The sequence below is a fragment of the Epilithonimonas lactis genome (assembly GCF_900110605.1).
GTDB classification, from domain to species: Bacteria; Bacteroidota; Bacteroidia; order Flavobacteriales; family Weeksellaceae; genus Epilithonimonas; species Epilithonimonas lactis.
Map to the genome: position 1 here is coordinate 614,912 of NZ_FOFI01000002.1, position 25,827 is coordinate 640,738.

A 25,827-nucleotide genomic window follows, 5' to 3' on the forward strand; every position below is an offset into this window, starting at 1 on the left:
AAAACACTGTTTAGAATAATAAAACCACATAGGCACATAGAAAAATGTACAAGATGCTTTGATAAAGAAGAAATAGAATACACATCTATTTTTTCTTAAATCCATACAGAAAACTATGTGTCTATGTGGTTAATAAAATTTTCTATTATTAATTAGGAATTAGTTTTAAAACTTAAAATCCACACCAACATAAAAATTCTGCTTCATCACTGGCGCATAAACCATTCCGCCATCAAAGTAATTTCCGAATGGATTTCCAGCATCCAGAATTGAAACTTTCTGTTGATAACCCGTCAAATTCTCTCCACCCAGATAGACCCTGATTTTCTCTGAGAAATTCCTAGAAATCTGAGCATTCAAAGTGGAATAGCTTGGCGAATAATCTCCAATCTGGAATTCCGCAGGATTTGATTTTGTGTTTGGAAGCCTTTGTTTTCCAACTAAATTTAATGTCGTATCAAAACTCCAGAATCTGCCTTTCTCAGTTTTATTGGTTGAATAAGCCAAGTTCGCAAATCCTCTGTGCTTCGCCATAAACGGGACTTTTTTCAATCCACTCAAATAATCCAAAGCTACATCATAATATTTGTAAGCAATTCTGAATTCCAAGTTTTTCACAGGCTGAAAATCCCATTGCGTCTGGAAACTGTTCGCAAATGATTTTCCTTCAAGATTATAAAACAAAATTTTCTGAGCTGATTCATCCAAATCCATCACGACTTGATTCTGGAAATCGGTTCTGAAAAAATCAGCTAACAAAGTTGATTTTCTTCCAAAGAATTTGAATTCCTGCTGAAGACTCACACCATAATTCCACGCGATTTCTGGTTTCAAACCGTAGATTTCTCCGCCATTATTGATGATTTGAATTTCTCGATTCGAAGCGAAATAAGACTGACTTTCCGCAAAAATATTCGCAGTTCGGAAACCTCGTCCGGCTGAAATTCTGAAAATGGTTTTTGGTGTCAAATCATATTTGAAATTCATTCTCGGCGTAAACTGCGTTCCTGCAAGATTGTGAAAATCCACTCGAGCACCAGTTACCAAGGTGAATTTTTCGCCTGTCAATGTATATTCTGCAAATAATCCTGGAACTGTTTCGGTTCTTTTGTAATTGTCCAAAAGATAATCCTCATCGTATTTGTCATAAAGGAAACTCGCCCCAACTTTATATTTGTTGTTCGTATTTCCGATGATGCTTTCGAAAATCAAATTGGAATAATAAGACGTTTCTTTTCCATAATAATTTCTCAATCCGAAAAAGCTGTCTTGCTGATGATAAGTCAATTGATTCATCCAACCCAAACTCTGGTAAGGTTTCCCTTTGAAAATATAACCCGTCTTATTCCACAATTGAAACCTCGAAATATCAATCCCTACCCCATAAAGTGATTGTTCCTTTTGTGGAATCCTTTTATTAAATCCAATTTGTCCGGCAGTTCGCTCATCTTTCAGAAAATTAATTCCAAAATGCGAAGCGAATCCAGAGCTTTCCAAGTCATTGTAATTCAACAAATAAGCTACATTTAGCTGACTTCCTTTTGGTCGGTCAAGAAAGTTATCATCGTTCATATCCGTATCACCAAAAGTTCCGTTTCCGTGTAACAAAACACTTTGATTCCATTTGTCAGAAATTGGTGAAGTGCTGGTCACATTCGCTTCAACTCGTCCATTGTTATCAGAGAACAAATTGATTTCTGTTTCCGATTTTTTATCATCGTCGTGAGATTTCAAAAGTTCGGTGTTGATTTGTCCTGTGATACTTTCGTAGCCGTTCACAACCGTGCTTCCGCCTTTCGTCAATTGGATTCCGCCAATCCATTTTCCTGGAATGAAATTCAGCCCATAAGCCGAAGCCAAACCACGGATTTCCGGCAATTGTTCTTTGGTTAGAAGTGTGTATTTTTGGTCTAATCCCAACATTTTCAATTGCTTGGTTCCGGTCACCGCATTGCTGAAAGAAACATCCACAGTGGCGTTGGTTTCAAAACTTTCGGAGAGATTACAACACGCCGCTTTCAACAATTCCTTGGAACTGATATTGAAAATCAAGCCTGCTTCCTTTTTGCTGATTGCGGTTGTTTCCTTTTCTCGGGTAATTTTCACACCTTCGATTTGCTTTGCATCCGAGTCAGAATCTGTGTGGACATTTTCATTTTTATCAGCACCTCTCGTGTAAAGGCAACACGCAGGCAAAGCTTTGTAAGCATCTTCCGACGCTTTGAATTTCTCGTTGTCGTGACCGGCTTCTGCCACTTGTTTTAGAATTGTGTCGCAAGTGACTTTGGATTCGTCCAAAACCATTGTCAAGGTTTGAGTTTCTGCGCTCCAATTGGCGGAGATTGCACCTGCTTTTGTCGCAGTAGTTTCTATTCTGGCTTTGCACATATTGCAGTTTCCTTTCACCAAAAACTGTTCTGTCACAGCTTGGGCAAAGGAAAAAACAGACGTCAGCAACAGCACAAAAAACATCAGTTTTTTACTTGAATTGTTCATCGTCAAAAATTTTGAATGGATTATTTAAGTTCGCAAACTTGTTTTGGGTCGCAGTTTTTCGCCAACTTTTTGCTGTTGTCCGGACGGTCGTACTGGCAACAAACTTCCAAATCGTCATAGACTTTGTTTGACGCACGGAACATTTCGTTGTCGTGACCAACTTCAGCTACACTTTTCAGAATAGATTTTTTGTCGGTTTTCGAAGCGTCATAACTCACAGTCAAGGTTTTTTTGCTCACGCTCCAAACGGCAGATTTTACGTTCTTGTCGGACTTTGCAACCGTTTCGATGCGGTCTTTGCACATTCCGCAGTTGCCTTCCACTTTGGCTTTGAAGGTTTTTGTCTGTGCAGAAAAGTTTGAAAATAGAAATATAGATAGGAACAACATTCCTGATTTTATGATTGTATTCATTTTGATTAATTTTAATTATTTGATTTATGTTTAATAAATCTTGAATTTATATTCTCGCAGATTTTACGGATTTAGCAGATTAACTTTTAGAATAAAAATCTGCAAGATTTGCTTAATCAGCGAGAGAAAATAATTTAAAATTAACCAAGTTTAGGCGGTTGCCAAATAATGAATGCGCGCGCTAACGGCGATTGAGAATAGTAAGAATATTGATTTTCGATTTGGAAAATTGGCGTTCTCAATTTGTTGTCGAAGTTATTCAAAACAACAGAAAACACGAATCCGGAACTGCAGGTTTTGCAAGTCGTGCAATTGTCTTTGCAGTCTTTTTCCTTTTTCGAATCGTGACTGCAAGATTTTGAAGATGCATCTTCCTTCTCACAACAATCAGAATTATTGGCTTGAGATTCGCAACAAGAACTTTGGGCCACTTGCGCATTGAAATTCTGCTTCGGAAATACAAAAAACCCCAAACAGAAAATCATAAAAAAAAGTTGCAGTTTTCTCAACATCGTTTTGCAAAATTAGGAAATTTATATTAACCACAAAAGGCACAAAAGTTTTATCAAAACACTTAAGTCACTTTAGATTTAAATAATGTTTATAGCGAAAAGTTCACATCAGAAGAAAATCTGTGATTTTAACAGCTTATGTGAACTTATTTGCGCTGATTTTTCAATCACTAATCAACTTAAGTGTTATCTTTTGTGACTTTTGTGGTTCAAAAAACTATCCCTTATTTTGTATTAGCGAGTGGCTTTCTCCTTCTCCAAAAATAAAACACCAATCCGCCAAGCAAAACAATCGGCCAGATAGAAATCAGGAAAACAAAAATCTGCTGAATCAAATAAAACCCTTCCACAAAAGCATTTTTCACATCGAAGAAGAAATTGTATTTGTACTCATTATCAATGTTTTTAGTATTTACGATTGGGATTTTCGCAACGCTTGTGCTTGGTTCTTTGATGTAAATATCCACTGTGGAATATTTCAGTTGGTCGGCAAGGATTTCGTCAGAATATTTCTGAGAATTGGCTTGAGACATATTGTCGTCATCAAGTTTCACTTTGTCTTTTCCGGTTTTCAATTGAGAAATGTTGGTGCTGGTTTTCGCTTGTCTTTCAGCTTCCATTTTAGACAGTTTGATATTTGCTGTAACATCTTCGGCAGAAATAATTCTGGAATTCAGAAACACTTTTTTGTCATTAATGAAATCCAAAAATTCTCCCAATTTCTCTGTCGGAACGCGCACTTGCATTCTATTCTGATTCTGAAATTTCCTAATCAACATCGATGATTCGTCGGAAATGTTGTAAGTGTTTTCCGACAAAGTCTGCGCTTCCATTCGGCTCTTCGTCACAAATCCACCAAGCGAAATCAAATGTTTCTCGATTGATATCGTCGCGCCATAGACGTCCTTCACTTCCATATCCACTTCCGCCGTTTTCACAAATTGTTTCCCTTCCACGGTTTGCGTTGCCGCCACAGAAACATCATCAGAAACAACCGCCGCGCTATCTGCAGTTGCGTAAGCTGATTCTGCGTATTCGCCCTTTTTACATCCGATTAAAAGTAAAGCCATTAAGCTTATTGATAAGATTTTCGTTTTCATAATAGATTATTTTTGAGTTAATTATTGATATTGATTTGGGCAGCTTTATCCGCCTTCCGTTCCCGCTTTTTTTTGCCAGGCTTTTCCCATTGCAAAAAAAGAGCTCCACTCAAGTCGGGCTGCGGCATTCGTTTCCAAATCAAGTTTTGTCAATGATTTGAGACCTTATTTCCCAAAATTGATAATTAAAATGAAAGTAATTCTGCAAATCAATCCGAAACTAATTGTAAATCAATCCAGATTTTAAAATGTTGACAATCAGTTTTTTGTAAAATAGATTTTCAGAAAATAATCGATAAGATTAGAATTGTAAGTTCTTTTTAGGAATATTAATTGCATTAATTATAAAAACAGAATCTATGAACAGCACAATCTCCAAGATTAAAGGCGTTTTCAACCTTTTAAAAAATATCGACATAGACCAACTTTCCCAAATCTCACAAAAAGTCGACCTTCCAAAATTGATGCATCAGTTTTCAAAACTCGATAAAAATCAATTGAATAGTTTGACCAAAATGCTGGATTCTTCTGGCAAGAAAAGAGAATTGCCACCCATCAATGGCGATTTTTATGAACTGCATTTGAAACTGACAGACGAACAACGAGCAATCCAACTGAAAGTGCGTGAGTTTATGGAAAAAGAAGCCAAACCTTTGGTCAACAGATATTGGCTGACAGACGATTTCCCACACGAACTCATCCCAAAATTCAAAAAGCTTAATCTCTGCGGTGTCACTTACGAAGGCTACGGTTGCCCGAATTTACCTTTCCTGATGGAAGGCGTCATCGCAATGGAAATTGCCAGAGTTGATGCATCATTGGCAACGTTTTTCGGTGTTCAATCCGGATTATCAATGGGTTCAATTTATATGTGCGGTTCCGAGGAACAGAAACAAAAATACCTTCCAGGAATGCAACAATTCGATTTGATTGGCGCATTTGGATTGACCGAACCAGAAGTTGGTTCCGGCGCAGCTGGCGGATTGACCACGACTTGTCAAAAAGTAGAAGGTGGCTGGATTCTAAACGGACAGAAAAAATGGATTGGAAATGCGACGTTTGCAGACGTGACAGTCATTTGGGCAAGAGATGTCGAAGATAATCAAGTGAAAGGTTTCATTGTTGAAAAAGATACAGAAGGGTTTTCAGTTGAGAAAATCCGAGGAAAAATGGCGCTCAGAATCGTCCAAAACGGATTAATTACAATGAAAGACTGCTTCGTGGCAGATTCCCAAAAAATGGAACACGCCAACAGTTTCAAAGATACCGCAAAAGTTCTTCAAATGACGAGAGCTGGCGTTGCTTGGATGGCAACTGGTTGCGCACGGGGTGCTTATGAAAGCGCTTTGGACTACACCAGAAAACGAGAACAATTTGGAAAACCGATTGCATCTTTCCAGCTGATTCAAGGACATCTTGTGGAAATGTTGTCAAACCTTACAGCGATGCAAACTCTGGTTTTCAGATTGTCGGAAATGCAAGACCAAGATATTCTGAAAGACGAACACGCTTCATTGGCAAAAGTTTTCTGTAGCTTGAGAACGCGTGATGTTGTCGCACAGGCAAGAGAAGTGATGGGCGGAAACGGAATTCTTTTGGAACACGATGTTGCCAGATTCGTAGCCGATGCAGAAGCTATTTATTCTTACGAAGGAACCAAAGAAATCAACTCGTTGATTGTCGGCCGTTCGATTACGGGAATGAGTGCGTTTGTTTAACTAACTTATGATAATGGAATCTAATATTAGATTTCGTAAATTTACAATAATGAAAAATGTAGTTTTTTTAATTTTAATGACCTTATTTTTGCAGCAATGTGCGCAGAAAAAAGTTGACTTAACCAAACAACCACAACAAAAAACAATGGAAGATAATACACACACAAACAATCCTTACTATTCAAGAACCGATAAAACCAAACTAAACGTCTCCAACGAAGAATGGAAAAAAATCCTTCCGGCAGAAGTTTACGCCATCGCAAGAGAAGCCAACACAGAATATCCTTTCACCGGAAAATACAATGAATTTGATGAACTCGGCGAATATTATTGCGCAGTTTGTGGCAATCATTTGTTCCGCTCAAGTTCCAAATTTGCAAGCACTTGTGGCTGGCCAAGTTTCTTCGAGGCGGACAAAGAAGGTGTGAGCTACAAACGAGATTCCACCCACGGAATGGAGAGAATTGAGGTTCTTTGCAAACGTTGCGATTCGCATTTAGGTCACGTTTTCAATGATGGTCCGCCGCCGACTGGAACACGATTCTGTATGAATTCTGTAAGTTTGGATTTCCAGGCTGATAGTCAGAAATAGAATTATTTGGGCAGCTTTTCCGCCTTCCACTCCCAATCTTTTTGCCTTTGCTTTTCCAGCAGCAAAAAAGGATTTCCGTTCAAGTCGGGCTGCGAGTGATTCGACGTTTTAAAAGAATAAAAGATCCCGAAGTAATTTCGGGATTTTTATTTTACAATGAATCCAAAATTTGCACAATCCGCTGCAAAATATGAACATAAAGTATATAGATTTGAACTTAATCATTCTTAATTTTGTACATCTAAATCTAAAGTAAATTGAAAACAATATTCATTACCGGAGCCACTTCCGGAATAGGAAAAGCAACTGCAATTCTATTGGCAAAACAAAAAAACAAAATCATTCTCTGCGGAAGAAACAAAACCGTTCTCGAAGAACTAAAATCGGAATTATCAAAAGAAACCGAAGTAATCACATTAAGTTTTGATGTTAGAAATTCTGATGAGGTTTTTGAAGCCATCAATTCTCTTCCCGAAAATTGGAAAAACATTGATGTTCTCATTAATAACGCTGGAAATGCGCACGGATTAGATTCCATCGCGGACGGAAATCCCGATGATTGGAACGCAATGATGGACGGCAATGTGAAAGGTTTGCTTTACGTTTCTCAGCCAATTATTAAACTAATGAAAGAAAAAGGGAACGGACAAATTATCAATATCAGCTCGGTTGCAGCGAGACAGACTTATGCAAATGGCGTGGTTTACTGTGCTTCCAAAAGAGCTGTGGATGTGATTTCAGAAGGAATGAGACTGGAGTTGACAGAATTTGGAATTCGTGTTACGAATATACAGCCAGGTGCTGTGGAAACTGATTTTTCTAAAGTCAGATTCAGAGGTGATGGTGACAGGGCAGCAACTGTTTATGCTGGTTACGAGCCATTGATTGCGGAAGATATTGCCGATGCGATTGCTTATTGCATCAATGTTCCAGAGCGAGTTTCGATTGCAGAATTCACGATTTATCCGAAGGCACAGGCTGAGCCGAGAACGATTTACCGAAATGTTTAGTTTAAGAATGAAATTTATAACTCTTATTCTTCTGCTCAACTTTATTTTTGGATTTTCGCAGGCCTATTCCAAAAAAGAAAAAGCATTGATAACGCAAATTTCAAAGCTTGATTCTTTGATGCAAAATAACGATTCAAAAATTCTCGGATTATTTTCTAATGACGTTTCATTTGGACATTCCAACGGTTGGGTTCAGAATTATCAGGATTTCAAGACAGATTTTGAATCCGGAAAAGTAAAATATCAATCCGTCAATCAAACTGAATTGAAAGAATTTAAAATTAAAAATAAATTCGCAAACATCAGAAGAATCATCGCGGTAAAAGGACTTTACAAAAACGAAATCTTCGAAATGAAACTTTCTGTCTTGGAATTCTGGATTAAACAAAGAGGGATTTGGAAACTGTGTAGCCGGCAAAGTGCGACTTTGAAATCGTAAATATTATTATATTTTTGTTTTAAGATTTATAAAACACAAAAAATGGATGACCAAGCTAAACAATTTCTAATTTACAGTTTGCCCAACGATGAAGTTCGGGTAGATGTTTTTTTGCAAAACGAAACGCTTTGGCTCACACAGAAAGCGATGGCCGCTTTGTTTGATGTGAATGTTCCTGCAATCAGCAAGCACCTTTCCAATATTTTTGAAGAGAATGAATTAAATCCCGAGGCAACTATTTCCATTTTGGAAACAGTTCAACAGGAAGGCAATAGAAGAGTGAAACGAAATGTGGAATACTATAATCTAGATGCAATTATTTCTGTCGGTTACCGCGTGAATTCTGCGAAGGCAACGCAGTTTAGGATTTGGGCAACACAGACTTTGAAAGAATTTATCATCAAAGGTTTTGTGATGGATGATGAACGATTGAAGCAAGGACAAACTGTTTTCGGCAAAGATTATTTTAAAGAGTTATTGCAGAGAGTTCGTTCGATTCGAGCAAGTGAAAGGCGGATATATCAACAAGTGACGGACATTTTTGCAGAATGCAGCATCGATTATAAAAAATATCAAATTAATAAAAAACGAATGTGGAAAACTTCTTTTTAAAATCTAAACATTGGCAATTATTCTTAATTTTTTTCATTTTGATGTTTGTATGTCAAATATCATTTTTACTACAAATTGAGCTAAATGAAAGTATTGATTTTTTTGGCCTACAAACAGCAGTTTTTATGGGTTGCTTTTTATCGTGGTTTTATTTTTTAATAATTGGATTAAATAAGAAAATCAAAAATGAAAATTTGAAAGCAGGTACACGTAATTTATTATTTTTGATAATATTTCCTATTCTTTATATATTAATTGCATTCACTATTTTTCCAAGCGACTTTAATATTTCAACGGAGGGCGATAGCGATGCTGACCCTATTTGGTTACTAGTTATGTTTCCCGTTCATTTTTTTTCAATGTTTTGTATATTTTATTTAATATACAAAACGGCTAAAACAATTAAAGTGGCGGAAGTTCAAAAACCGGTAAAATTTGTAGATTTTGCTGGAGAATTTTTTCTTTTATGGTTTTTTCCAATTGGAATTTGGTTTTTACAGCCAAAAATTAACAAATTAGCAGAATGAAAATCCTCCACATAGAAACCTCGTCCAAAAACTGTTCAGTTGCCATTTCGGATGGCGAAGAAATCCTTTGTCTTTGCGAGGAAGTTTCCGATAATTACAAACAGTCAGAAAGTCTTCATTCCTTTGTAGAATGGGCTTTGGAAGGCGCAGAAATTTCTTTGAAAGATTTGGACGCGATTTCGTTAGGAAAAGGTCCAGGATCGTACACGGGACTTAGAATTGGCGCCGCATCTGCAAAAGGATTTTGTTATGGGTTGAAGCTTCCTTTGATTGCCGTCAATTCTTTGGATTCTATGGTGGAAGAATTTGTCAATCAAGGTTTTGAATTAATTATTCCTTTGATTGACGCCCGAAGAATGGAAGTTTATACCGCATTTTTCGATGGAACTTCTGGCAAAGTAATAAAGGAAACCGAAGCTAAAATCCTCGATGAAAATTCTTTTTCAGAACTGGCTCACAAGAAAGTTTTGTTTATTGGCGATGGCGCGAAAAAAGCACAAGAAATTCTCAATCTTCCAAACGCAGAATATCGATTTGATATTTATCCTTCTGCAAAAGGTTTAGTTAAGAAATCTGTAGAGAAATTCAATCAAAAAGATTTTGAAGATGTTGCTTATTTCGAGCCATTTTATTTGAAAGACTTCCAAGGTATTAAGAAAGTAGACCGCGTAAAAAAAAACATTAATTGATGAAATTTCTTTATTTTCTTTTGATATTATTATGTTCAAATTCTTACTCTCAAACAACGATTTTGGACAAATATCCACCAACTCAACATTTTTATCAGAAAGGGGAACTTAACTTCATTAAAAGCCTTCAAAAAGCTGCAAAAGATTATGGTGTTAAGCCTTGCGATAATAAATCCGATTTCTACAAACTGACTCTGATTGTTTATCCAGATAAGACGGTAAAGTTTGTAAAAGATTCTGATAGCATAGGTGTAGGTAAAAGTAAATGTGCCTACGAATTTGCAAAAGAGACATTTAAATATTTAAAGGACTGGAATCCCGTAATTATCGAAGGAAAAGCTTATGCAGCTTTGGTTAACTACGATATATATCCTGCTGATGTTTTATCTTACAAGATTACAGACGACTTATCATTTGATATTAAAAATGCCGAATATCCAGGTGGTCATAAAAGGTTTGTTAAAGATGTTGAAAGAATAATTCAGACCACAATGTCGAAATATAGAATAAATTTGAATTATGAAACGGTACATTTAAGCTTTACAATTTCTAAAGAAGGTTATATGAAAAATATTAAATTTTCTCAAAATATACCTTTTAGAACGATAGAAGACCTTTTACTGGATTTTAAAAAACTAAGTAAATGGAAGCCGGGCACTAGAAATGGTGTGTCTATCGAAAGCAATTTTAATATGCCAATGACTTTTCAATATTAAATTATTTCTTTGAAACTTTGTAAAGTTTTCCACTGTCCGTTATTCCATACAGATTACCATCCATTCCGTTCAATACATCGCGGAACCTTTCTTTTTGGTTAAGCAGCAAACGTTCTTCTCCAACGACTTTGTTGTCTTTGATGACGATTCTGTTGATGTGTTCACCACTAAGACAGCCAATGAATAGATTGTTTTTCCATTCATCAATGTTTCCCGTATAGAAGGTCACACCACTTGGCGAAACAACAGGATCCCAGTAATAAACGGGTTGTTCTGTTCCAGCTTTCTGCGTGGTTCCATTGTTGATCTTCCCACCAGTATATTCTATTCCATAACTTACATCGCCCCAACCGTAGTTTTTCCCAGCTTGGATGAGATTGATCTCGTCGCCGCCTCTTGGTCCCATTTCAATATCCCAAAGCTGTCCTTTTTCGTCCAAAGCCAAACCTTGTGGACTGCGGATTCCATAAGCATAGATTTCTGGTTTGTAATTGGCTTTCCCGATGAAAGGATTTCCTGGAGCTGGTTTCCCATCTTTAGTTATTTTTAAGATTTTTCCCAGATAATTATCCGTTTTCTGGGCATAAACTCGTGTCTGTTTATCGGACCTTTCGCCTGTACTCACGAAAAGATTTCCGTCCTTATCAAAAACCAATCGACTGCCATAATGTTTATCACCATCATAAGTTGGTGTTGCACGAAAAATTACTTTGACCTCAGAAATTGTTTTTAAATCTGAAGACAATTTTCCTTTTGCCACAGCGGTATGATTTCCGCCTTCGTAAGGTTCAGAATAACTGAAGTAGATAATATTGTTTGTTTTAAATTCCGGGTCCAAAGCCACGTCCAACATTCCGCCTTGTCCTTTGTCATCCACTTTTGGAAATCCATTGATTTTCGAAATCTGTTTTCCATCCGCAGAGACCACGTTCATGAAACCAGATTTTTCTGTGATTAGAAATCTACCGTCTGGCAAATTAATGATTCCCCAAGGTTTCCCTAGAGAAGTACTGATGATGTCAACGTTGTAAGGTGTTGTTGTTTTTACAGGTGCAATTCTGGTTTGTCCGGCAAATGCGGGTTTGTAATCTGTGTTTGCCTTTTCTTCCTGCGAGGTGGGTTTGCTTGCCTGTCCCTTCCAATTGCAAGAATAAATAAGAAAGAATGAACAAAAAATAGTTGGTAATGTGGATTTTAGCATAATTTTTATTTTCAAGGTCAATGAAAAAATAGTGCCAGTGATAATTGCTATTATTTTTTCAATATTTAAGGGTTGATTATTTTAAAAATGTTTATTTATTGCGCAGACCCTTGTTTTTGCTGGGGTTTTATTCATATTTGATATAAATTGAACAAATAAGTGTGATTTATTTAATGTGTATTTAAAAATATTATATTTTTGATTAAAAATTAGACAAATGAATATTGGAATTAAAAAAATCAGTGTTGTTTTTTTCTTGGGAGCAAGCGCGCTTTATTTTGCACAGACGACAAAAGACAGCCTTTCCGGAGAAACTTCTGTGGATGAGGTAAATATCATTGGAACCCGAAACAAAAAAAGAACCGTTACTAATACTGCTGTTCCGGTGGATGTGATAGATGTAAAGCAGATCAGTCAGTCAACAGGACAAGTAGAGGTCAATCAACTTTTACAATTCGCAGCGCCTTCTTTTAATTCTAATAAACAATCAGGTTCTGATGGCGCAGATGCCGTAGATCCCGCAACTTTGCGAGGTTTGGGCCCTGATCAGACATTGTTGTTGCTCAATGGAAAGAGATACCACCAATCCTCATTGGTCAATATCTTTGGAACGAGAGGCCGCGGCAATAGTGGTTCAGATCTAAATACGATTCCTGTTGCAGCCATCAAAAGAGTTGAGATCTTAAGAGATGGTGCTTCTGCACAATATGGCTCTGATGCGATTGCGGGTGTCATCAACGTCGTCCTTAATGACAGAGATCACGGTTTCGAGGGCAGTGCTTTCTATGGTGCCAATCTTTTTAAAAGTCCAGGAAATAGTGATGTGGTCTCTGATAAAAAATTAGATGGAAACACCTTCGATTTCAGCGGAAACCTCGGAACAAAGATTGGAACCAAAGGTGGTTTCGGTAACTTTACATTAGAATTAATAAATAAAGATTATGCAATCCGAAATGCGAATCCGGAGAAATACGACGCACCGAGACAGCGTTTCGGAGATGCAAAATCGAACAATATATATTTTTTCGGAAATATAGAAGTGCCTCTGACAGATGGATTGACATTCTATTCTCAACCTGGTTTTTCTTATAGAAATACAAAAGCCTATGCGTGGACGAGATCGGCGGATGCCGACGGAAATATTCCGGAAATCTATCCTGATGGCTTCAACCCGATCCAGAATACAAAGATCTCAGATTTTACATTTGATAACGGTTTGAAGTTCAAACTTGGCGATTGGGACTTTGATTTCTACAATGCTTTTGGCAACAACAGATTCATTTATCAGATTGATAATACCATCAATGCAACTTTAGGTGTAAATTCTCCTACTAGTTTTGATGCTGGTGGACATTCACTTTCTCAAAATGTCACTGGACTTAGCACAAGCAAAGCATTTGACTTTTTGGAGGGCTTTAATTTGGCTTTGGGAACAGAATTCCGTTATGAAAAATTCAATCTGATAAAAGGTCAGGAAAGTTCTTACGCAACTTATGATGTCAATGGAAATGTGGCTACAGCAGAGACGCCGATAGAGTTACTCGTTACAAATCCATTATCAGGCGACATCAGACCAGGAGGATCCCAGGGCTTTCCCGGATATTCTCAAGAAGTTGGAAAAAGTAGAAATAACTTTGCTGCTTATGTCGACACAGAATTGGACATCACAAAAAATTGGATGGTCAGTTTAGCCGGACGTTTCGAGAATTACAGTGATTTCGGAAGCACCTTGAACGGAAAGTTTGCAACCAGATATGCGATCACGCCACAGTTTGCATTCAGAGGTTCGGTTTCTACAGGCTTCCGTGCGCCTTCTTTGGTTCAGAAATATTACAGCTTGCAATTCACCAACTTTCAAGGCGGAAATCTGGTGACTGTTCAGCTCGCTTCCAATGACAGCGAGCTAGCAAAACAAGCCTTCATTCCGCAATTGAAACAGGAAACTTCTTTGAATGGAAGTGCTGGATTTACCTTTAATTCAGGAAAATTTACGGCAACTGTCGATGGTTATTACATCAAGGTAAAAGACAGGATTGTTTTAACGGGAACATTTGACCAGACAGATGATGTGATTGGTGGAACACTCGCCAATTTGAAAGTTGATCAGGCTCAGTTTTTCAGCAATGCGGTGGACACAAAATCCCAAGGTGTAGATGTGATCTTGACCTATACTACAGATCTAGGTCCTGGAAGATTATCCTCAACATTGGCCGGAAATTACAACAAAATGGAAATTACCGATGTTCATACGCCGTCGCAATTGGCTGGCAAAGAAGATGTGTTTCTTAGCGCACGAGAAAGAGCTTTTATCTTAGCTTCGGCTCCTAAAACGAAAATCAATCTTAATCTGAATTACAAGATTGAAAAATTCAATGCTAACTTACAGTTGGTAAGATTTGACAAAGTGACTTTGGTAGGCTACAACGGACCAGATGATTATCAAACTTACACACCAAGGGTGACTACGGATTTTTCTGTAGGCTATGATTTTACCAAAAATCTATCTTGGACGATTGGTGGGAAAAACGTTTTCAACAGATATGCAACATTGCAGTATGGTGCAGTGTCAGATGGAAATACGGAATCTGGCGGCATCTTTGATCCTGTACAGATGGGATTCTCTGGGAGACAGATCTTTACAAGAGTGAACTTTAAATTTTAACGATAACTAACTACTTTTTGAAAGGATTCAATTTTTATTGAGTCCTTTTTTTACATTGATGCTATCCGTTTTGTTACTGTCTTTGTAATAAATTTTGATGTATTCAAACTTTCCATTTTCTTCATAGAATTTCCACTTTCCGTCGTAATACCAAAAAATCGATTTGTGATCTCTGATGGTTTTCGAGATTCCTCTTTTCAGAATTTTTCCATTAGGGTAATAGAATTTTGTATGCGTTATGCTATCTTTAAATCTATCTTTTTGATAAATTTTACCATTTAAAAAGACTTTCCATACGCCAACTTTTTCTCCTTTCTTGTATTTTCCGATGCTCACATATTTTTGATTGGGATAATCATCTTGTTCTACCCATTTCCCGGTTTTTACCTGAACATTTTTCTTAATATTTTGATATTGATTGACTTCGCTTTTACAGGAAATTAAAATCAAAAAAAAGAATGCTAATAAATTTTTCATCAAAAATTTTTACAAAGATAACAATTTATCCAAATTTAATTCTACATTTGTAGAACAAAATATAATGTTGTAGAAATGAACGAGCAAAAATTGACAGAAACCGAAATGACTTTAATGGAAATCCTTTGGCAAAGAGAAAAGGTCTTCATGAAGGATATTTTGGAAGATTATGCTGATCCGAAACCTGCGTCAACAACCATCGCAACCTTGTTGAAACGGATGCAGAACAAAGATCTAGTAGGCTACAAACTTTACGGAAACTCGAGAGAATATTTCCCCAAAGTGAAGAAAGAAGATTATTTCCAAGGCGAAATGACTTCTATGATTGACCGTTTTTTCAACAGTTCCGTGAGTCAGTTTGCGTCTTTTTTCACATCGAATTCCAAACTTTCTCAGAAACAACTGAAAGAACTAAGAGATATTATTGACAAAGAAATAGAACCATAATGGAAACTGTTATTTTAAAAATTAGCCTTTGTTCATCGCTGTTAATTGTGATTTACTATCTGTTTTTGCAGAGAGAAAAAATGTTCCGCTTCAATCGGTTCTACCTTTTGGCCGCGTTGACCTTTTCTTACGTGATTCCTTTTGTTAAAATTAATTTGCCAGCGATTTCAGAAAATAATAATCAACTAATTTTTGAAGAAATTACGACGCAGCAATTGATCCAAAAAACAGATCAAGCGTCAAATTTCAATTGGATGAATTTGATTTTAATGATTTACATTTTAATTTCGGTTGTATTGATTATCAAGTCTTTGATGTCAATCACGAAAATTTTTAAATTAAAAGGAAGAGAGATTATTTACCAAGGTCAAAAAGTAAAATTAATTGAAAAAGATCTGCCGCCGTTCAGCTTTTGGAACAAGATCTATCTCAGCAAAAAACACTTTGAAGACCATATAGACAACAGAATTTTCCTTCACGAGAAAACCCATTTGATTCAGAAACATTCTTTAGATTTGATATTCGTAGAAATTCTGCAAGCCATTTCCTGGTTCAATCCTGCAATTTACTTTTATAAAAAAGCCATCAAAGACAACCACGAATTCCTCGCAGATGAAGTGATTGTGCGTAAAGAATTTAACATCAAAGATTATCAAAATCTGATTCTTGCCGAGGTTTTGAACGCTCAAAATCTATCAATAGTAAACCAATTCAATTTCAATAACACCAAAAAACGATTTATTATGATGACCACCAAAAGATCAAAATTAGAAAAATTCAAAAAGCTGTTTGCTGTTTCTGCGTTTGCAGGTTTAAGTATTCTGTTTGTGCAGAAAGTTTATGCAACGGAAACCAAACTTGAAGTAAAGTCTGTAATTCCGGAAATCACAAAGAACGAATTTTTAAAATTTGACACGATTCCGCAAAAGAAATCTATTCAAAGTAGTACAAAAATCAAAGACAAGAAAAAAGTGCCTGCTTCGACAACTCCAAGAGTAATGAAGGAGAATGAATTACCAATTCCGCCACCGCCACCGCCAGCAAGGAACAGCACGCCGGCAGAATTCCCAGAAGGCTTGAACACATTGAGAAGAAATTTTCAGGACTCTTTCAATAGTTCACAATTCGGAGATGACAAAAAGGAAAAAGGTGTTGTGAAAACTAATCTCTACATCAAAATCGATGAGAACGGAAAAACGACAGATGTAAGAGCGGAAGGACCAAATACAAATTTTAATGCTGAAGCTATACGAGCAATGAAAGCAGCAACAGAAAATGTCACTTGGAAACCAGCAACAGAAGACGAAAAACCTGCGGCCACAGTTTTCCAGCTTCCAATCACCATGAATTTTCATTAAAAACTAAGAATTTCCCCATTGCTAAAACGTTCCATTTTTTGGAACGTTTTTTCGTATTTTTGTGTTATGAAATTCAAACTTCAATCAGAATATCAACCTACTGGAGATCAGCCAAAAGCCATCGAGAAATTGGTGGAAGGCATCAATATTGGTGAAAAATATCAGACGCTTTTGGGTGTCACAGGTTCCGGAAAAACGTTTACGGTGGCCAATGTTGTGAATCAGGTTCAGAAGCCAACTTTGGTTTTGGCGCACAACAAGACTTTGGCCGCTCAGCTTTTTATGGAATTCAAGGAGTTTTTCCCGGATAATGCCGTGGAATATTTTGTGAGTTACTACGATTATTATCAGCCGGAAGCCTTCATTGCTTCCACAAATACTTACATCGAAAAAGATCTGAGCATCAATGAAGAAGTGGAGAAACTTAGACTTTCTGCTTCTGCAAGTTTGCTTTCAGGAAGACGTGATGTTTTGATCGTAGCTTCGGTTTCCTGTATTTATGGTGTTGGAAACCCGAAGGAATTTGAAAAGTCATTGATCACAATCACCAAAAGTGAAAAGATCTCCAGAACGAGATTGCTTAATTCTTTGGTAAGTGCTTTATATTCCAGAGCTTTGAATGAATTTCAGCGTGGGACTTTCCGTGTCAAAGGCGATGTGATCGATGTTTATCCGGCTTATGCGGACACAGCGATCAGACTTCAGTTTTTTGGTGATCAGATCGAGACGATTCAAAGTTTTGATCCGATTTCAGGAAACGTGACTTCGAATTTTGATACGATCAATATTTATCCAGCAAACCTTTTCGTAACTACGCCTGAGACGATGCAAGGCGCCATTCGCCAAATTCAGGATGATATGGTGAAGCAAGTCGATTTCTTCAGAGAAATTGAAAAGCCATTGGAAGCCAAACGTTTGGAAGAAAGAACTGAGTTGGATTTGGAAATGATCCGTGAATTGGGCTATTGTTCTGGAATCGAGAATTATTCCAGATATATGGATGGTCGTTTGCCTGGTTCAAGACCTTTCTGTTTGTTGGATTATTTCCCGAAAGATTTCTTGATGGTGATTGATGAAAGTCACGTCACGATTCCGCAGGTTCACGCCATGTACGGAGGCGACAGAAGTAGAAAGGAAGTTTTGGTAGAACACGGTTTTCGTTTACCTGCTGCGATGGACAACCGACCTTTGAAGTTCGATGAGTTCGAGACAATGCAAAACCAGGTGATCTATGTTTCTGCGACGCCTGCAGATTATGAGTTGGAGAAATCCGGAGGAACTTACATCGAGCAAATCATCCGACCAACAGGACTTTTGGATCCAATCATCGAGGTTCGTCCGACGATGAATCAGATTGATGATTTGATTGAAGAAATCCATAAAAGAGAAGAAGCGGACGAACGTGTTTTGGTAACGACTTTAACCAAAAAAATGGCGGAAGAATTGACCAAATATTTTACGAAAGTTGGAATCCGAACAAGATATATCCACTCCGATGTGGAGACTTTGGAAAGGATCCAGATCATGCAGGATCTTCGTCTTGGTTTGTTTGATGTTTTGGTGGGCGTCAATCTTTTGAGAGAAGGATTGGATCTACCGGAAGTTTCCTTGGTTGCGATTTTGGACGCTGATAAAGAAGGAATGTTGCGTTCCAGAAGGTCGATGATCCAAACCGTTGGTAGAGCGGCTAGGAATTTAAATGGACGCGCGATCATGTACGCCGACAAAATGACAAAATCAATGCAGGCTGCAATTGATGAAACCATTTACCGTCGTGAAAAACAAATGCAGTACAATACCGAGCACGGCAAAGTTCCGATGGCATTGAACAAGAAGATCAGTGAAAATCTGGTTGGTAGAAGCAAGGATTTCCCAGACGAAAAGTACACGCAAAAAGTGCTGATGCAAGAAGTTGCCGAAACCAAAGCCAATTATGGAAGCGAAGACATCGAGAAGATCGTGGTAGCAAAACAGAAAGAAATGGAAGCTGCTGCAAAAAACCTTGACTTCATCAAAGCCGCAAAATTAAGAGATGAAATTGCAGCTTTGAAAGCTTAGTTTTTCTTGAAAAAGAATTTATAAAACTTTAGAATATTTTTAGCCTTGCGTTTAAATGCTTTTTTCTTCGTGAAATCTAAGATTTTATTGTAACAAAATTCCGGAGATTGTCCTGATAATCGCGCATATTCTGTGCTGATCAATTGGATGATCTCTTCATCGTTTGTCAATCTTTCGAAGTTGTGAAGTCTTTTTGCGATGTCGATCTCCTGGTGAAAATTCATTCGATTGAGGTCCACCATGTAGAAGCGGTAAGTTCCATTTTCTTTTTTAATTAAGAAATTGCCTCCTGCATTATCAATGAATTCGATTCCATTCTCATGAAGTTGGAAAATCAAATTCGTGTAATCTTTTATGATCTTTTCCCTGTCCAAAAAACCTGGCGTGTAAAGCGCTTCGTTTAAGGTAAAAACATCTTCCAATTGCTCACTCACATAGTAACTTGATGTCACGCCAATCAAATCATGATTTTCTATAAAAGCAACAGGTTTTGGCGTGAAAAATCCTTTAGCCAAAAGCATTTGAGCATATTCGTAAGAACGTCTGGATTTTGATTTTCGATAATATTTATAAACATGACGGTTGATGATATTATGTTGTTTGAACGATTTAAAATTGAATTTCAAACCATCGACCACAAAGTATTTGACAACGTTTCTGTTGCCGTGACCAACTACGACGCCATCATTTTTAAAATTCTTTAAAATGTTTAAAATATCATTTTTGTATTGAGAATAGGCTTCGGAAAGAACAAAGTTCATAATAATTGGGTTATAGTTTTTAAAAGTCCATTCGGATTTCTAATATTATAAAGACGTTTTGATGAGGTCTATTACTTTATCCTGATCCACATTGTCTGTATTGATGGAAAAACTTTTGTCGTTGTAAGGTTTGTACATCGTCTCATCTGTCACTTTGAAAAGTCCTATGGTCGGGACGTTTACAGAACTTGCAAGGTGCATCACACCATTATCTGCCGCTATAAAAAGTGCGCAATTGGCCAAAAAACCTCCCATTTCCCGAATGTCTGTACTGTAGAAATTAGGGATTTTAAAATTCAATTTTGAAATATTTTCTACAGGCAAAAGTTCGATGATATTATAATCTGGAAAAGCAGTTTTTAGTTTGTCATAGAAAGAGTCCCACCATTCTTCCGAATAGATTTTGGCGCCGGTTGCGTTGGTAAAAAGACAAATGGTTTTTTTATCGTTTTGTACGATTTTCTGCAGATTCGCTTTACCTGTCTCAAGTTCCTCTTGGTCTAAAACAATTTTTAGAGAAGGAATTTCAGAGTTGTTTTCCGGAAAGCCTAATTCTGTCAGAAATTTTCTAAGATTGTAGATCGTTTTCTTTGCATCGTGGTTGTAATCGGGATATTTTGCACTCAATTCTTCATCATGGTCGCCAAAGAATTTGTAGGTGGAATTGGTTGCAAGAACTGATAATCTGCCAGAAGACGAGCCTGGATTGGAATTGATCACCAGGTCATATTTCCGAAACTTCAATTGAAACCAGCCTTTGATGTATTTTCCCAAACTGCTGAATGGTTTCTTGGGAAGTTGGATGTAAGAATTGATGTTCCCATAATTTTTATAGATGATCGGCGTCGCGCCACCTTTCACAAAAAGGTCGATCTTGCTGTCTGGGAAAGTCTTCGCAACTTCCTGGACCAATGGTGTTAAAAGTAAAAGATTTCCAAGCCTGTGATTTGGTCTGGAAATCAGAATTTTTTTTATTTTAATATTTTCATTCGCTTTCAGACCAGCTTTTGATTTACCGATGTTTTTGGTAAGACCTTGCATGATCTTTCTTCTGAAAACGTTTATTCTTTTTTTGGTACTCATAGGAGATTTTTAGCTGAAAGGCCTTCTAAAGTAATTTTAAAGGAAAATTAAATCGAGCCGAAAAGACCAACAAAAATAACAAAAATAGAGAGAACTTGTAAAATAAAAATGACTAGAATATCAGCTCAAAATCGGGGAATAAATTATTAAATCTAAACCTTTTTTAGACCAATATTTCACGATGAAATTCGCAACTGATTAAAATTTGTAAACAGTATTTTTAGATTTTTGAGTATTGACTTTTCCACGTATTGGAATCAATAGATCCATTAGACCATTGATTTTAATCTCGTAAATGGTTGCAAGTTGCATTCCCAATTTCCCTTTTGGCATTCCCTGACTTTGAAACCATTCCAGGTAACTTATGGGTAGATCTGCGAGGATTGTGTCTTTATGCTTACCAAAAGGCATTCGTACTTGGCAAATTTCTATGAGAATTTCTGGATTTAAACCTTCCATTTTTAAACGATCAAATCAATTTTGTTATCAAGGTCATCTTTGTCATTGGGCAATTGCAAAGCTGGTATTGTTTCTTCTTCAGAGAATTCGTCTCTGTAAACCTGGATCAGAAGAACGGTGATGGACATCAATATTGGACCGAAGATCAATCCCATAAATCCAAAGATATTCATCCCCAAAATGATCCCGAAAACGGTGACCAATGGATGAATGTCTTCCAATCTTTTTAGTAATGTAAATCTTAGTAGATTATCCGTCAATCCAACCACTACAAGGCCATAGATCAAAACCCCAACGCCAGGACCAGTTTGTCCTTCAGCAATCATAAAGATTCCAACTGGAACATAGACAATCGCTGCACCTACAACTGGAAGCATGGATGCCACTGCGGTCAAAGCGAATAGAAGGATGGCACTTGGCGCACCAAAGATCCAATAACCAATGAGCGCAACTACACCTTGTCCTATTGCCACAACAGGAATTCCAATGGCATTGGCCAAAACCAATTTGTTGAATTTGTCTCCCAACATTTGTGTATTGGTATTTTTGAAAGGCATCGCTCTCGCCACAATTTTCTCAAATAATCTTGCTTTCACAAACATGAAATATAGAATAAAATACATCGAGACAATCACAGTAAAAGTATTGACCGTTGTACTCAAGGCCTTTGTGGAAAGTGTTCCCGCAAAATTGGTAACTTTCGTAATGTTCTCTTTGCTGAGAATGTCAAAACCGACTTTAGAATAAATGAACTGATGGATCTTCTCCAGAAAAACATTGAACTTCTCCATGTAGATCTGCGCATTTCCAGCTTTCGCAACCAACATATCAACGATGAAATAAACAGGTAAGATCAAGATGATAAGTGATGCTAACATCAAGGCTAATGAAGCAAGCCAAGGTTGCCATTTTTTCTCTTCAACCAGATAGAAGTTATATTTTCTACAGACGATATACAAGGTGATCGCCCCTAATAGAGAAGGTATAAATAATGCCAGATTCCAACAGATCAATAAGACCAAGACGGAAATTAGAAGAATTAACGCTATTTGCTTAATAACGATAGAATCGATTGGTTTGCCGAAATCTGACATAATTTTTTATAAGTTTAGTTTTGTTCTAGTTGTCTAGGCAATGCAACGTAAGCACAATAGGCAGAGTACATTGTCGAGTAATAAAACATATAAGTAACTATTATGCCAATACAACATGCAAGGAATCCCAAGGAAGAACAAAGATATGCTAACAGGTTGATCAGTAGAATGTCACCGTAATTATTTTTCACGACATCAAACGATTTTTTGAGTGCTTCGATTGCAGAAAGATTCTGAAATAATAGAAATGGATAGCCCAAAAATAAGAAAGGCATCACAAAAACTGCAGGTACGTAACAAAGATTGGTACAAATGATGACCGCAATCGAAAAGATGAGTCCGTAAAGCACGATGTTTAAAAAATTCTGTCTGTAACCGATGAATAGGTCAGAAAACTCAATGTGTTGGTTCAGATTCTTTTTATGCGCAATGTAGATTGTTCCTACAACCAATGGCGAAAAAACCAAAATATTGACAAGCGAAAAACTTCCCATAAAACTTAGAAACGGCGTACCACGGTACAATTCTTCATAGGCTTCTGTGTCGTAGCTTCCCATGCCTTGGGAGTTTTGTCCCATTTCCATGAAGATTCCCCACAATCCTGTGAGAGAAAATAAGATAGACACGATAACAAAGATGATGACACCTGCCACAATCGGGTAAAGCAGAATGCCTTTGTACAGCTCGAATGCGTGAGATAGTACACTTCCAGAATCTCTGTTAGGTACTTTCCCAACAGTTTCCAGCTCATTAAAATTTTCCATAGTAGTTTAAGTTTGGAGTTATTATCAAATCTACATAAAAATTTTCTGAATAGAATTAACTCACAAACAATTATTCCTCAAAATCACCAATTAGATGTTTATAAAGCACATAGATCATCGCATTCCAAAATGGAAACGTGATGAATATCCCAAAGAAAAACATAAGAAAACCACAATATGAAAACAGGATGGAAACAATCATAGCAATGAAGATCAGAACAAAATTCTTCTGAAAAGTCTGAACACTCATCTGAAATGACTGAAAATAATTAAACCCTTTGAAGAACATCAGCGCCGGAACAAACAGCATCATCGGGATCCAGATCATAGTGAAGATGGAAAGGAAGTTGTTGATCATGCTCCAAGCCAGCGAATAGATCACAAACAAAAAGAAATAATGACCCTGGAATCCCGCAAAAAGATCACCCATTTCCGGCTTCTCTCCCAGATCCAGTTTTCTATAGATTTTCAAAAAACCAATGTTCAAAGGAAAAATGACCGCTTTTAAGATGATCATCATTTGCAAAAATAGAACGGCATTGTCCGTTTGCATCAATGCAGTGTATTTGTCCAGAAAAGCCTTGTAGTCCGTATAAATCAAACCTTGGAACTTGTTGATCTCTTCAAAAAGACCATAGTATCGGAACGCAAAAGAGCCCGCAAACATTGTCACAGAAAAGTAGATCACACAAAACAAAAACTGAAATGGCAAAGTTTTCATCCAGTATTCATAGGCTTCTGTCAGTATTTTCCCGATTTCCGGTTTTGGCGTCGTCATTATCAAAATTTTTTGCAAAAGTAACCATTAATTAAGGACAAACGAAATTGATGATTTTATTTTGGGCAGCTTTATCCGTCCTCCGTTCCCAATCTTTTTGCCAAAGCTTTTCCCCACTGCAAAAAAGGATTTCCACTCAGGCCGGGCTGCGGGTTTCGGTGTTCTTACAACCTTCAACTTTTATTAGAAGACTTTTCTCTATTTTTGTTTTATGTTTCAAAATCCGCAGTTTCAAAGAATGGACGAGTTGTCAGAGAGAAAAGAACCCTTTTTTTTCTTGATAGATTTTTTGATGGATGAAGTCAGAACTTACACTCAAAACGAAATTCAAAATAATATTTTATCAATTGATTTTCCGAATCTTACAAACGTTAATGATGAACACGCGACAATTCCAAATTTCGAATGGAAATCTTTCCCAGAAACTTTAGAAGATTATCAACAAGGATTCAACATAGTTCAAGAAAATCTCAGAAAAGGAAATTCCTATCTCACCAATTACACCCGAAAAACGGAAATTGAAACCAACTTGACTTTAGAAGACATTTTCAAATTTTCAAAGGCCAAATACAAAATACTGGTTCCAGATGAATTCGTCTGTTTTTCTCCTGAAACGTTCATCGAAATCATTGATAACAAGATTTTTACACACCCAATGAAAGGAACAATCGATGCGGAAATTGAAGATGCAGAAAATATTCTGAAAAATGACCCGAAGGAAAAAGCAGAACATTATACTGTCGTCGATTTGCTGAGAAACGATTTGAGTATGGTGGCCAACAATGTTCGCGTCAAAGATTTTCAAAGAATCGATTTCATCAAAACAAAACAAAAAAATCTCCTCGCAATGAGTTCCGAAATCGAAGGCGAAATCAAACCGGAGTTTCAAAACAAAATCGGTTCTATTCTCCAAAAACTCTTGCCAGCAGGTTCCATTCTCGGTGCTCCGAAACCGAAAACATTTGAAATCATCTTGGAAGCTGAGAAATATGACCGAGGTTTTTACACCGGAATTGCAGGTTATTTTGATGGAAAAAATCTCGATTCCTGCGTGATGATTCGATTTATTGAAAAGGAAAACGGAAAGCTTTTTTTCAAAAGTGGAGGCGGAATCACCCACCAAAGCGACTTGACAAGCGAATACGAAGAAATGAAAAACAAAATTTATGTCCCGATTTATTGAAAGCATCAAAGTGGAAGACCAGAAAATCTTCTTGGTAGAACTTCATCAGAAAAGAATGAATGAGACATTTTCCCATTTCGGAAAAGCGTGCGAAATCAATATCAAAAGCTTGTTCCTAAATCTGGAACACGATGAAGATGGACTTTACAAATTCCGGATTGAATATGATTTGGAAAACAATTTCAAAACGCAAATTCTTCCGCACGCCATTTCGGAACACGATGATTTCGAACTGGTGATTGATAATGAAATTGATTACAGCTTCAAATCAGCCGACAGAACGCAATTTCAAAAATTAAAAGAAAAAAGTGGCGCCGAAGAAATCGTCATCATCAAAGAAAATCAAATCACAGACACGTCCTATTCCAATCTCCTTTTCCTGAAAGATAAAACTTGGTTCACCCCGAAAACCTATCTTCTGAATGGCGTAATGCGACAAAGTTTATTAACCTCGAAAAAAATCAAAGAAACGGAAATTACGATTGAAAATATCAAAGAATATTCTCATTTTCAATTGATTAATGCAATGAATGATTTTGATGAAATGTTCATATATCCGATTGAGAAAATCATCAATCTGCCGACAGAGGAAACGGATTTGGAGTTTTAAAAATCAAATTAAAAACACCGAGTTGTCATTCCGTAGGAATCTAAACTGTCGAGATTGACTTCGTCGAA

26 protein-coding genes are annotated in these 25,827 nt (G+C 37.0%); 14 read left to right on the forward strand and 12 right to left on the reverse strand.

The annotated features are described in order from the left end of the window. Positions 1-165: 165 nt before the first annotated feature. From BMW39_RS08065 to BMW39_RS08080, 4 genes are all read right to left on the reverse strand, one after another. Entirely contained in the window at positions 166-2,496 is a 2,331-nt protein-coding gene (locus BMW39_RS08065; RefSeq protein ID WP_034973665.1) for a TonB-dependent receptor domain-containing protein, read from the reverse strand. Positions 2,497-2,516: 20 nt separating this feature from the next. Continuing rightward, positions 2,517-2,909, reverse strand: a complete 393-nt coding sequence (locus BMW39_RS08070; protein ID WP_034973667.1) for a heavy-metal-associated domain-containing protein — start codon at positions 2,907-2,909, stop codon at positions 2,517-2,519. Positions 2,910-3,049: 140 nt separating this feature from the next. After that, the gene (locus tag BMW39_RS08075; protein WP_131474277.1) at positions 3,050-3,394 is read right to left on the reverse strand and encodes a hypothetical protein; all 345 of its coding nucleotides are present in this window, start codon (positions 3,392-3,394) and stop codon (positions 3,050-3,052) included. Between the two features lie 251 nt (positions 3,395-3,645). After that, a complete protein-coding gene (locus BMW39_RS08080) occupies positions 3,646-4,521 on the reverse strand; it encodes a DUF4349 domain-containing protein (protein WP_034973671.1) in 876 nt (291 codons plus the stop codon). A 359-nt stretch (positions 4,522-4,880) separates the two neighbouring features. On the opposite strand from BMW39_RS08080, the gene BMW39_RS08085 reads away from it, so the two are divergent. The 8 genes from BMW39_RS08085 to BMW39_RS08120 all read left to right on the forward strand — a co-directional run bounded on the left by BMW39_RS08085 (position 4,881) and on the right by BMW39_RS08120 (position 10,824). Continuing rightward, positions 4,881-6,239, forward strand: a complete 1,359-nt coding sequence (locus BMW39_RS08085; RefSeq protein WP_034973673.1) for an acyl-CoA dehydrogenase family protein — start codon at positions 4,881-4,883, stop codon at positions 6,237-6,239. 49 nt (positions 6,240-6,288) lie between these two features. Beyond that, the gene (gene msrB, locus BMW39_RS08090; protein WP_034973675.1) at positions 6,289-6,831 is read left to right on the forward strand and encodes a peptide-methionine (R)-S-oxide reductase MsrB; all 543 of its coding nucleotides are present in this window, start codon (positions 6,289-6,291) and stop codon (positions 6,829-6,831) included. Positions 6,832-7,088: 257 nt separating this feature from the next. Then, positions 7,089-7,841: an SDR family NAD(P)-dependent oxidoreductase gene (locus tag BMW39_RS08095; RefSeq protein ID WP_034973677.1), complete on the forward strand. Its 753-nt coding sequence runs from the start codon at positions 7,089-7,091 to the stop codon at positions 7,839-7,841. A 7-nt stretch (positions 7,842-7,848) separates the two neighbouring features. After that, positions 7,849-8,280: a nuclear transport factor 2 family protein gene (locus BMW39_RS08100; protein WP_131474278.1), complete on the forward strand. Its 432-nt coding sequence runs from the start codon at positions 7,849-7,851 to the stop codon at positions 8,278-8,280. A 42-nt stretch (positions 8,281-8,322) separates the two neighbouring features. Beyond that, entirely contained in the window at positions 8,323-8,892 is a 570-nt protein-coding gene (locus BMW39_RS08105; protein WP_083391907.1) for a virulence RhuM family protein, read from the forward strand. Continuing rightward, positions 8,874-9,419 carry a hypothetical protein gene (locus tag BMW39_RS08110; RefSeq protein WP_131474279.1) on the forward strand — a complete coding sequence of 182 codons (546 nt, stop codon included), beginning with the start codon at positions 8,874-8,876 and terminating at the stop codon, positions 9,417-9,419. The genes BMW39_RS08105 and BMW39_RS08110 overlap by 19 nt, the downstream gene beginning before the upstream one ends. Beyond that, a complete protein-coding gene (gene tsaB, locus BMW39_RS08115; RefSeq protein WP_034973683.1) occupies positions 9,416-10,108 on the forward strand; it encodes a tRNA (adenosine(37)-N6)-threonylcarbamoyltransferase complex dimerization subunit type 1 TsaB in 693 nt (230 codons plus the stop codon). Before BMW39_RS08110 ends, tsaB begins: the two co-directional genes overlap by 4 nt. After that, positions 10,108-10,824 carry an energy transducer TonB gene (locus BMW39_RS08120; protein ID WP_034973685.1) on the forward strand — a complete coding sequence of 239 codons (717 nt, stop codon included), beginning with the start codon at positions 10,108-10,110 and terminating at the stop codon, positions 10,822-10,824. The genes tsaB and BMW39_RS08120 overlap by 1 nt, the downstream gene beginning before the upstream one ends. 1 nt (position 10,825) lies before the next feature. Here BMW39_RS08120 and BMW39_RS08125 read toward each other — a convergent pair whose 3' ends face one another. Further along, complete coding sequence (locus BMW39_RS08125; protein WP_083391908.1) at positions 10,826-12,025, reverse strand: PQQ-dependent sugar dehydrogenase; 1,200 nt, start codon at positions 12,023-12,025, stop codon at positions 10,826-10,828. A gap of 217 nt (positions 12,026-12,242) precedes the next feature. Here BMW39_RS08125 and BMW39_RS08130 point away from each other — a divergent pair, with 217 nt between their 5' ends. Next, complete coding sequence (locus BMW39_RS08130; RefSeq protein WP_245750465.1) at positions 12,243-14,687, forward strand: TonB-dependent receptor plug domain-containing protein; 2,445 nt, start codon at positions 12,243-12,245, stop codon at positions 14,685-14,687. A gap of 27 nt (positions 14,688-14,714) precedes the next feature. On the opposite strand, the gene BMW39_RS08135 is transcribed toward BMW39_RS08130, so the two are convergent. Then, positions 14,715-15,164, reverse strand: coding sequence for a hypothetical protein (locus tag BMW39_RS08135; protein ID WP_034973687.1), 450 nt, complete (start codon positions 15,162-15,164; stop codon positions 14,715-14,717). Between the two features lie 75 nt (positions 15,165-15,239). Here BMW39_RS08135 and BMW39_RS08140 point away from each other — a divergent pair, with 75 nt between their 5' ends. From BMW39_RS08140 to uvrB, 3 genes are all read left to right on the forward strand, one after another. Beyond that, positions 15,240-15,611 carry a BlaI/MecI/CopY family transcriptional regulator gene (locus BMW39_RS08140; protein WP_034973689.1) on the forward strand — a complete coding sequence of 124 codons (372 nt, stop codon included), beginning with the start codon at positions 15,240-15,242 and terminating at the stop codon, positions 15,609-15,611. Further along, positions 15,611-16,969, forward strand: a complete 1,359-nt coding sequence (locus BMW39_RS08145; RefSeq protein ID WP_074719315.1) for a M56 family metallopeptidase — start codon at positions 15,611-15,613, stop codon at positions 16,967-16,969. The genes BMW39_RS08140 and BMW39_RS08145 overlap by 1 nt, the downstream gene beginning before the upstream one ends. Before the next feature lie 66 nt (positions 16,970-17,035). Next, positions 17,036-19,027, forward strand: coding sequence for an excinuclease ABC subunit UvrB (uvrB, locus tag BMW39_RS08150; RefSeq protein ID WP_034973693.1), 1,992 nt, complete (start codon positions 17,036-17,038; stop codon positions 19,025-19,027). Here the strand turns inward: uvrB and BMW39_RS08155 are convergent. The 6 genes from BMW39_RS08155 to BMW39_RS08180 form a co-directional block, all read right to left on the reverse strand. After that, on the reverse strand, positions 19,024-19,788 hold the full coding sequence (locus BMW39_RS08155; RefSeq protein ID WP_034973695.1) for a lipopolysaccharide kinase InaA family protein: 765 nt from the start codon (positions 19,786-19,788) through the stop codon (positions 19,024-19,026). The genes uvrB and BMW39_RS08155 overlap by 4 nt on opposite strands. A gap of 45 nt (positions 19,789-19,833) precedes the next feature. Next, positions 19,834-20,871: a glycosyltransferase family 9 protein gene (locus tag BMW39_RS08160; RefSeq protein WP_034973697.1), complete on the reverse strand. Its 1,038-nt coding sequence runs from the start codon at positions 20,869-20,871 to the stop codon at positions 19,834-19,836. Positions 20,872-21,069: 198 nt separating this feature from the next. Next, entirely contained in the window at positions 21,070-21,330 is a 261-nt protein-coding gene (locus tag BMW39_RS08165) for a DUF3820 family protein (RefSeq protein ID WP_034973699.1), read from the reverse strand. A 2-nt stretch (positions 21,331-21,332) separates the two neighbouring features. Continuing rightward, positions 21,333-22,424: an AI-2E family transporter gene (locus BMW39_RS08170; protein WP_034973701.1), complete on the reverse strand. Its 1,092-nt coding sequence runs from the start codon at positions 22,422-22,424 to the stop codon at positions 21,333-21,335. 14 nt (positions 22,425-22,438) lie between these two features. Then, positions 22,439-23,188 (reverse strand): hypothetical protein, encoded by a 750-nt coding sequence (locus BMW39_RS08175; RefSeq protein WP_034973703.1) that lies wholly within the window; start codon positions 23,186-23,188, stop codon positions 22,439-22,441. A 70-nt stretch (positions 23,189-23,258) separates the two neighbouring features. Continuing rightward, on the reverse strand, positions 23,259-23,966 hold the full coding sequence (locus tag BMW39_RS08180; protein WP_034973705.1) for a hypothetical protein: 708 nt from the start codon (positions 23,964-23,966) through the stop codon (positions 23,259-23,261). A 238-nt stretch (positions 23,967-24,204) separates the two neighbouring features. On the opposite strand from BMW39_RS08180, the gene BMW39_RS08185 reads away from it, so the two are divergent. Both BMW39_RS08185 and BMW39_RS08190 read left to right on the forward strand, forming a co-directional pair. Further along, a complete protein-coding gene (locus BMW39_RS08185) occupies positions 24,205-25,149 on the forward strand; it encodes an aminodeoxychorismate synthase component I (RefSeq protein ID WP_375600487.1) in 945 nt (314 codons plus the stop codon). Then, positions 25,133-25,759, forward strand: a complete 627-nt coding sequence (locus tag BMW39_RS08190; protein WP_034973710.1) for an aminotransferase class IV — start codon at positions 25,133-25,135, stop codon at positions 25,757-25,759. Before BMW39_RS08185 ends, BMW39_RS08190 begins: the two co-directional genes overlap by 17 nt. Positions 25,760-25,827 lie beyond the last annotated feature (68 nt).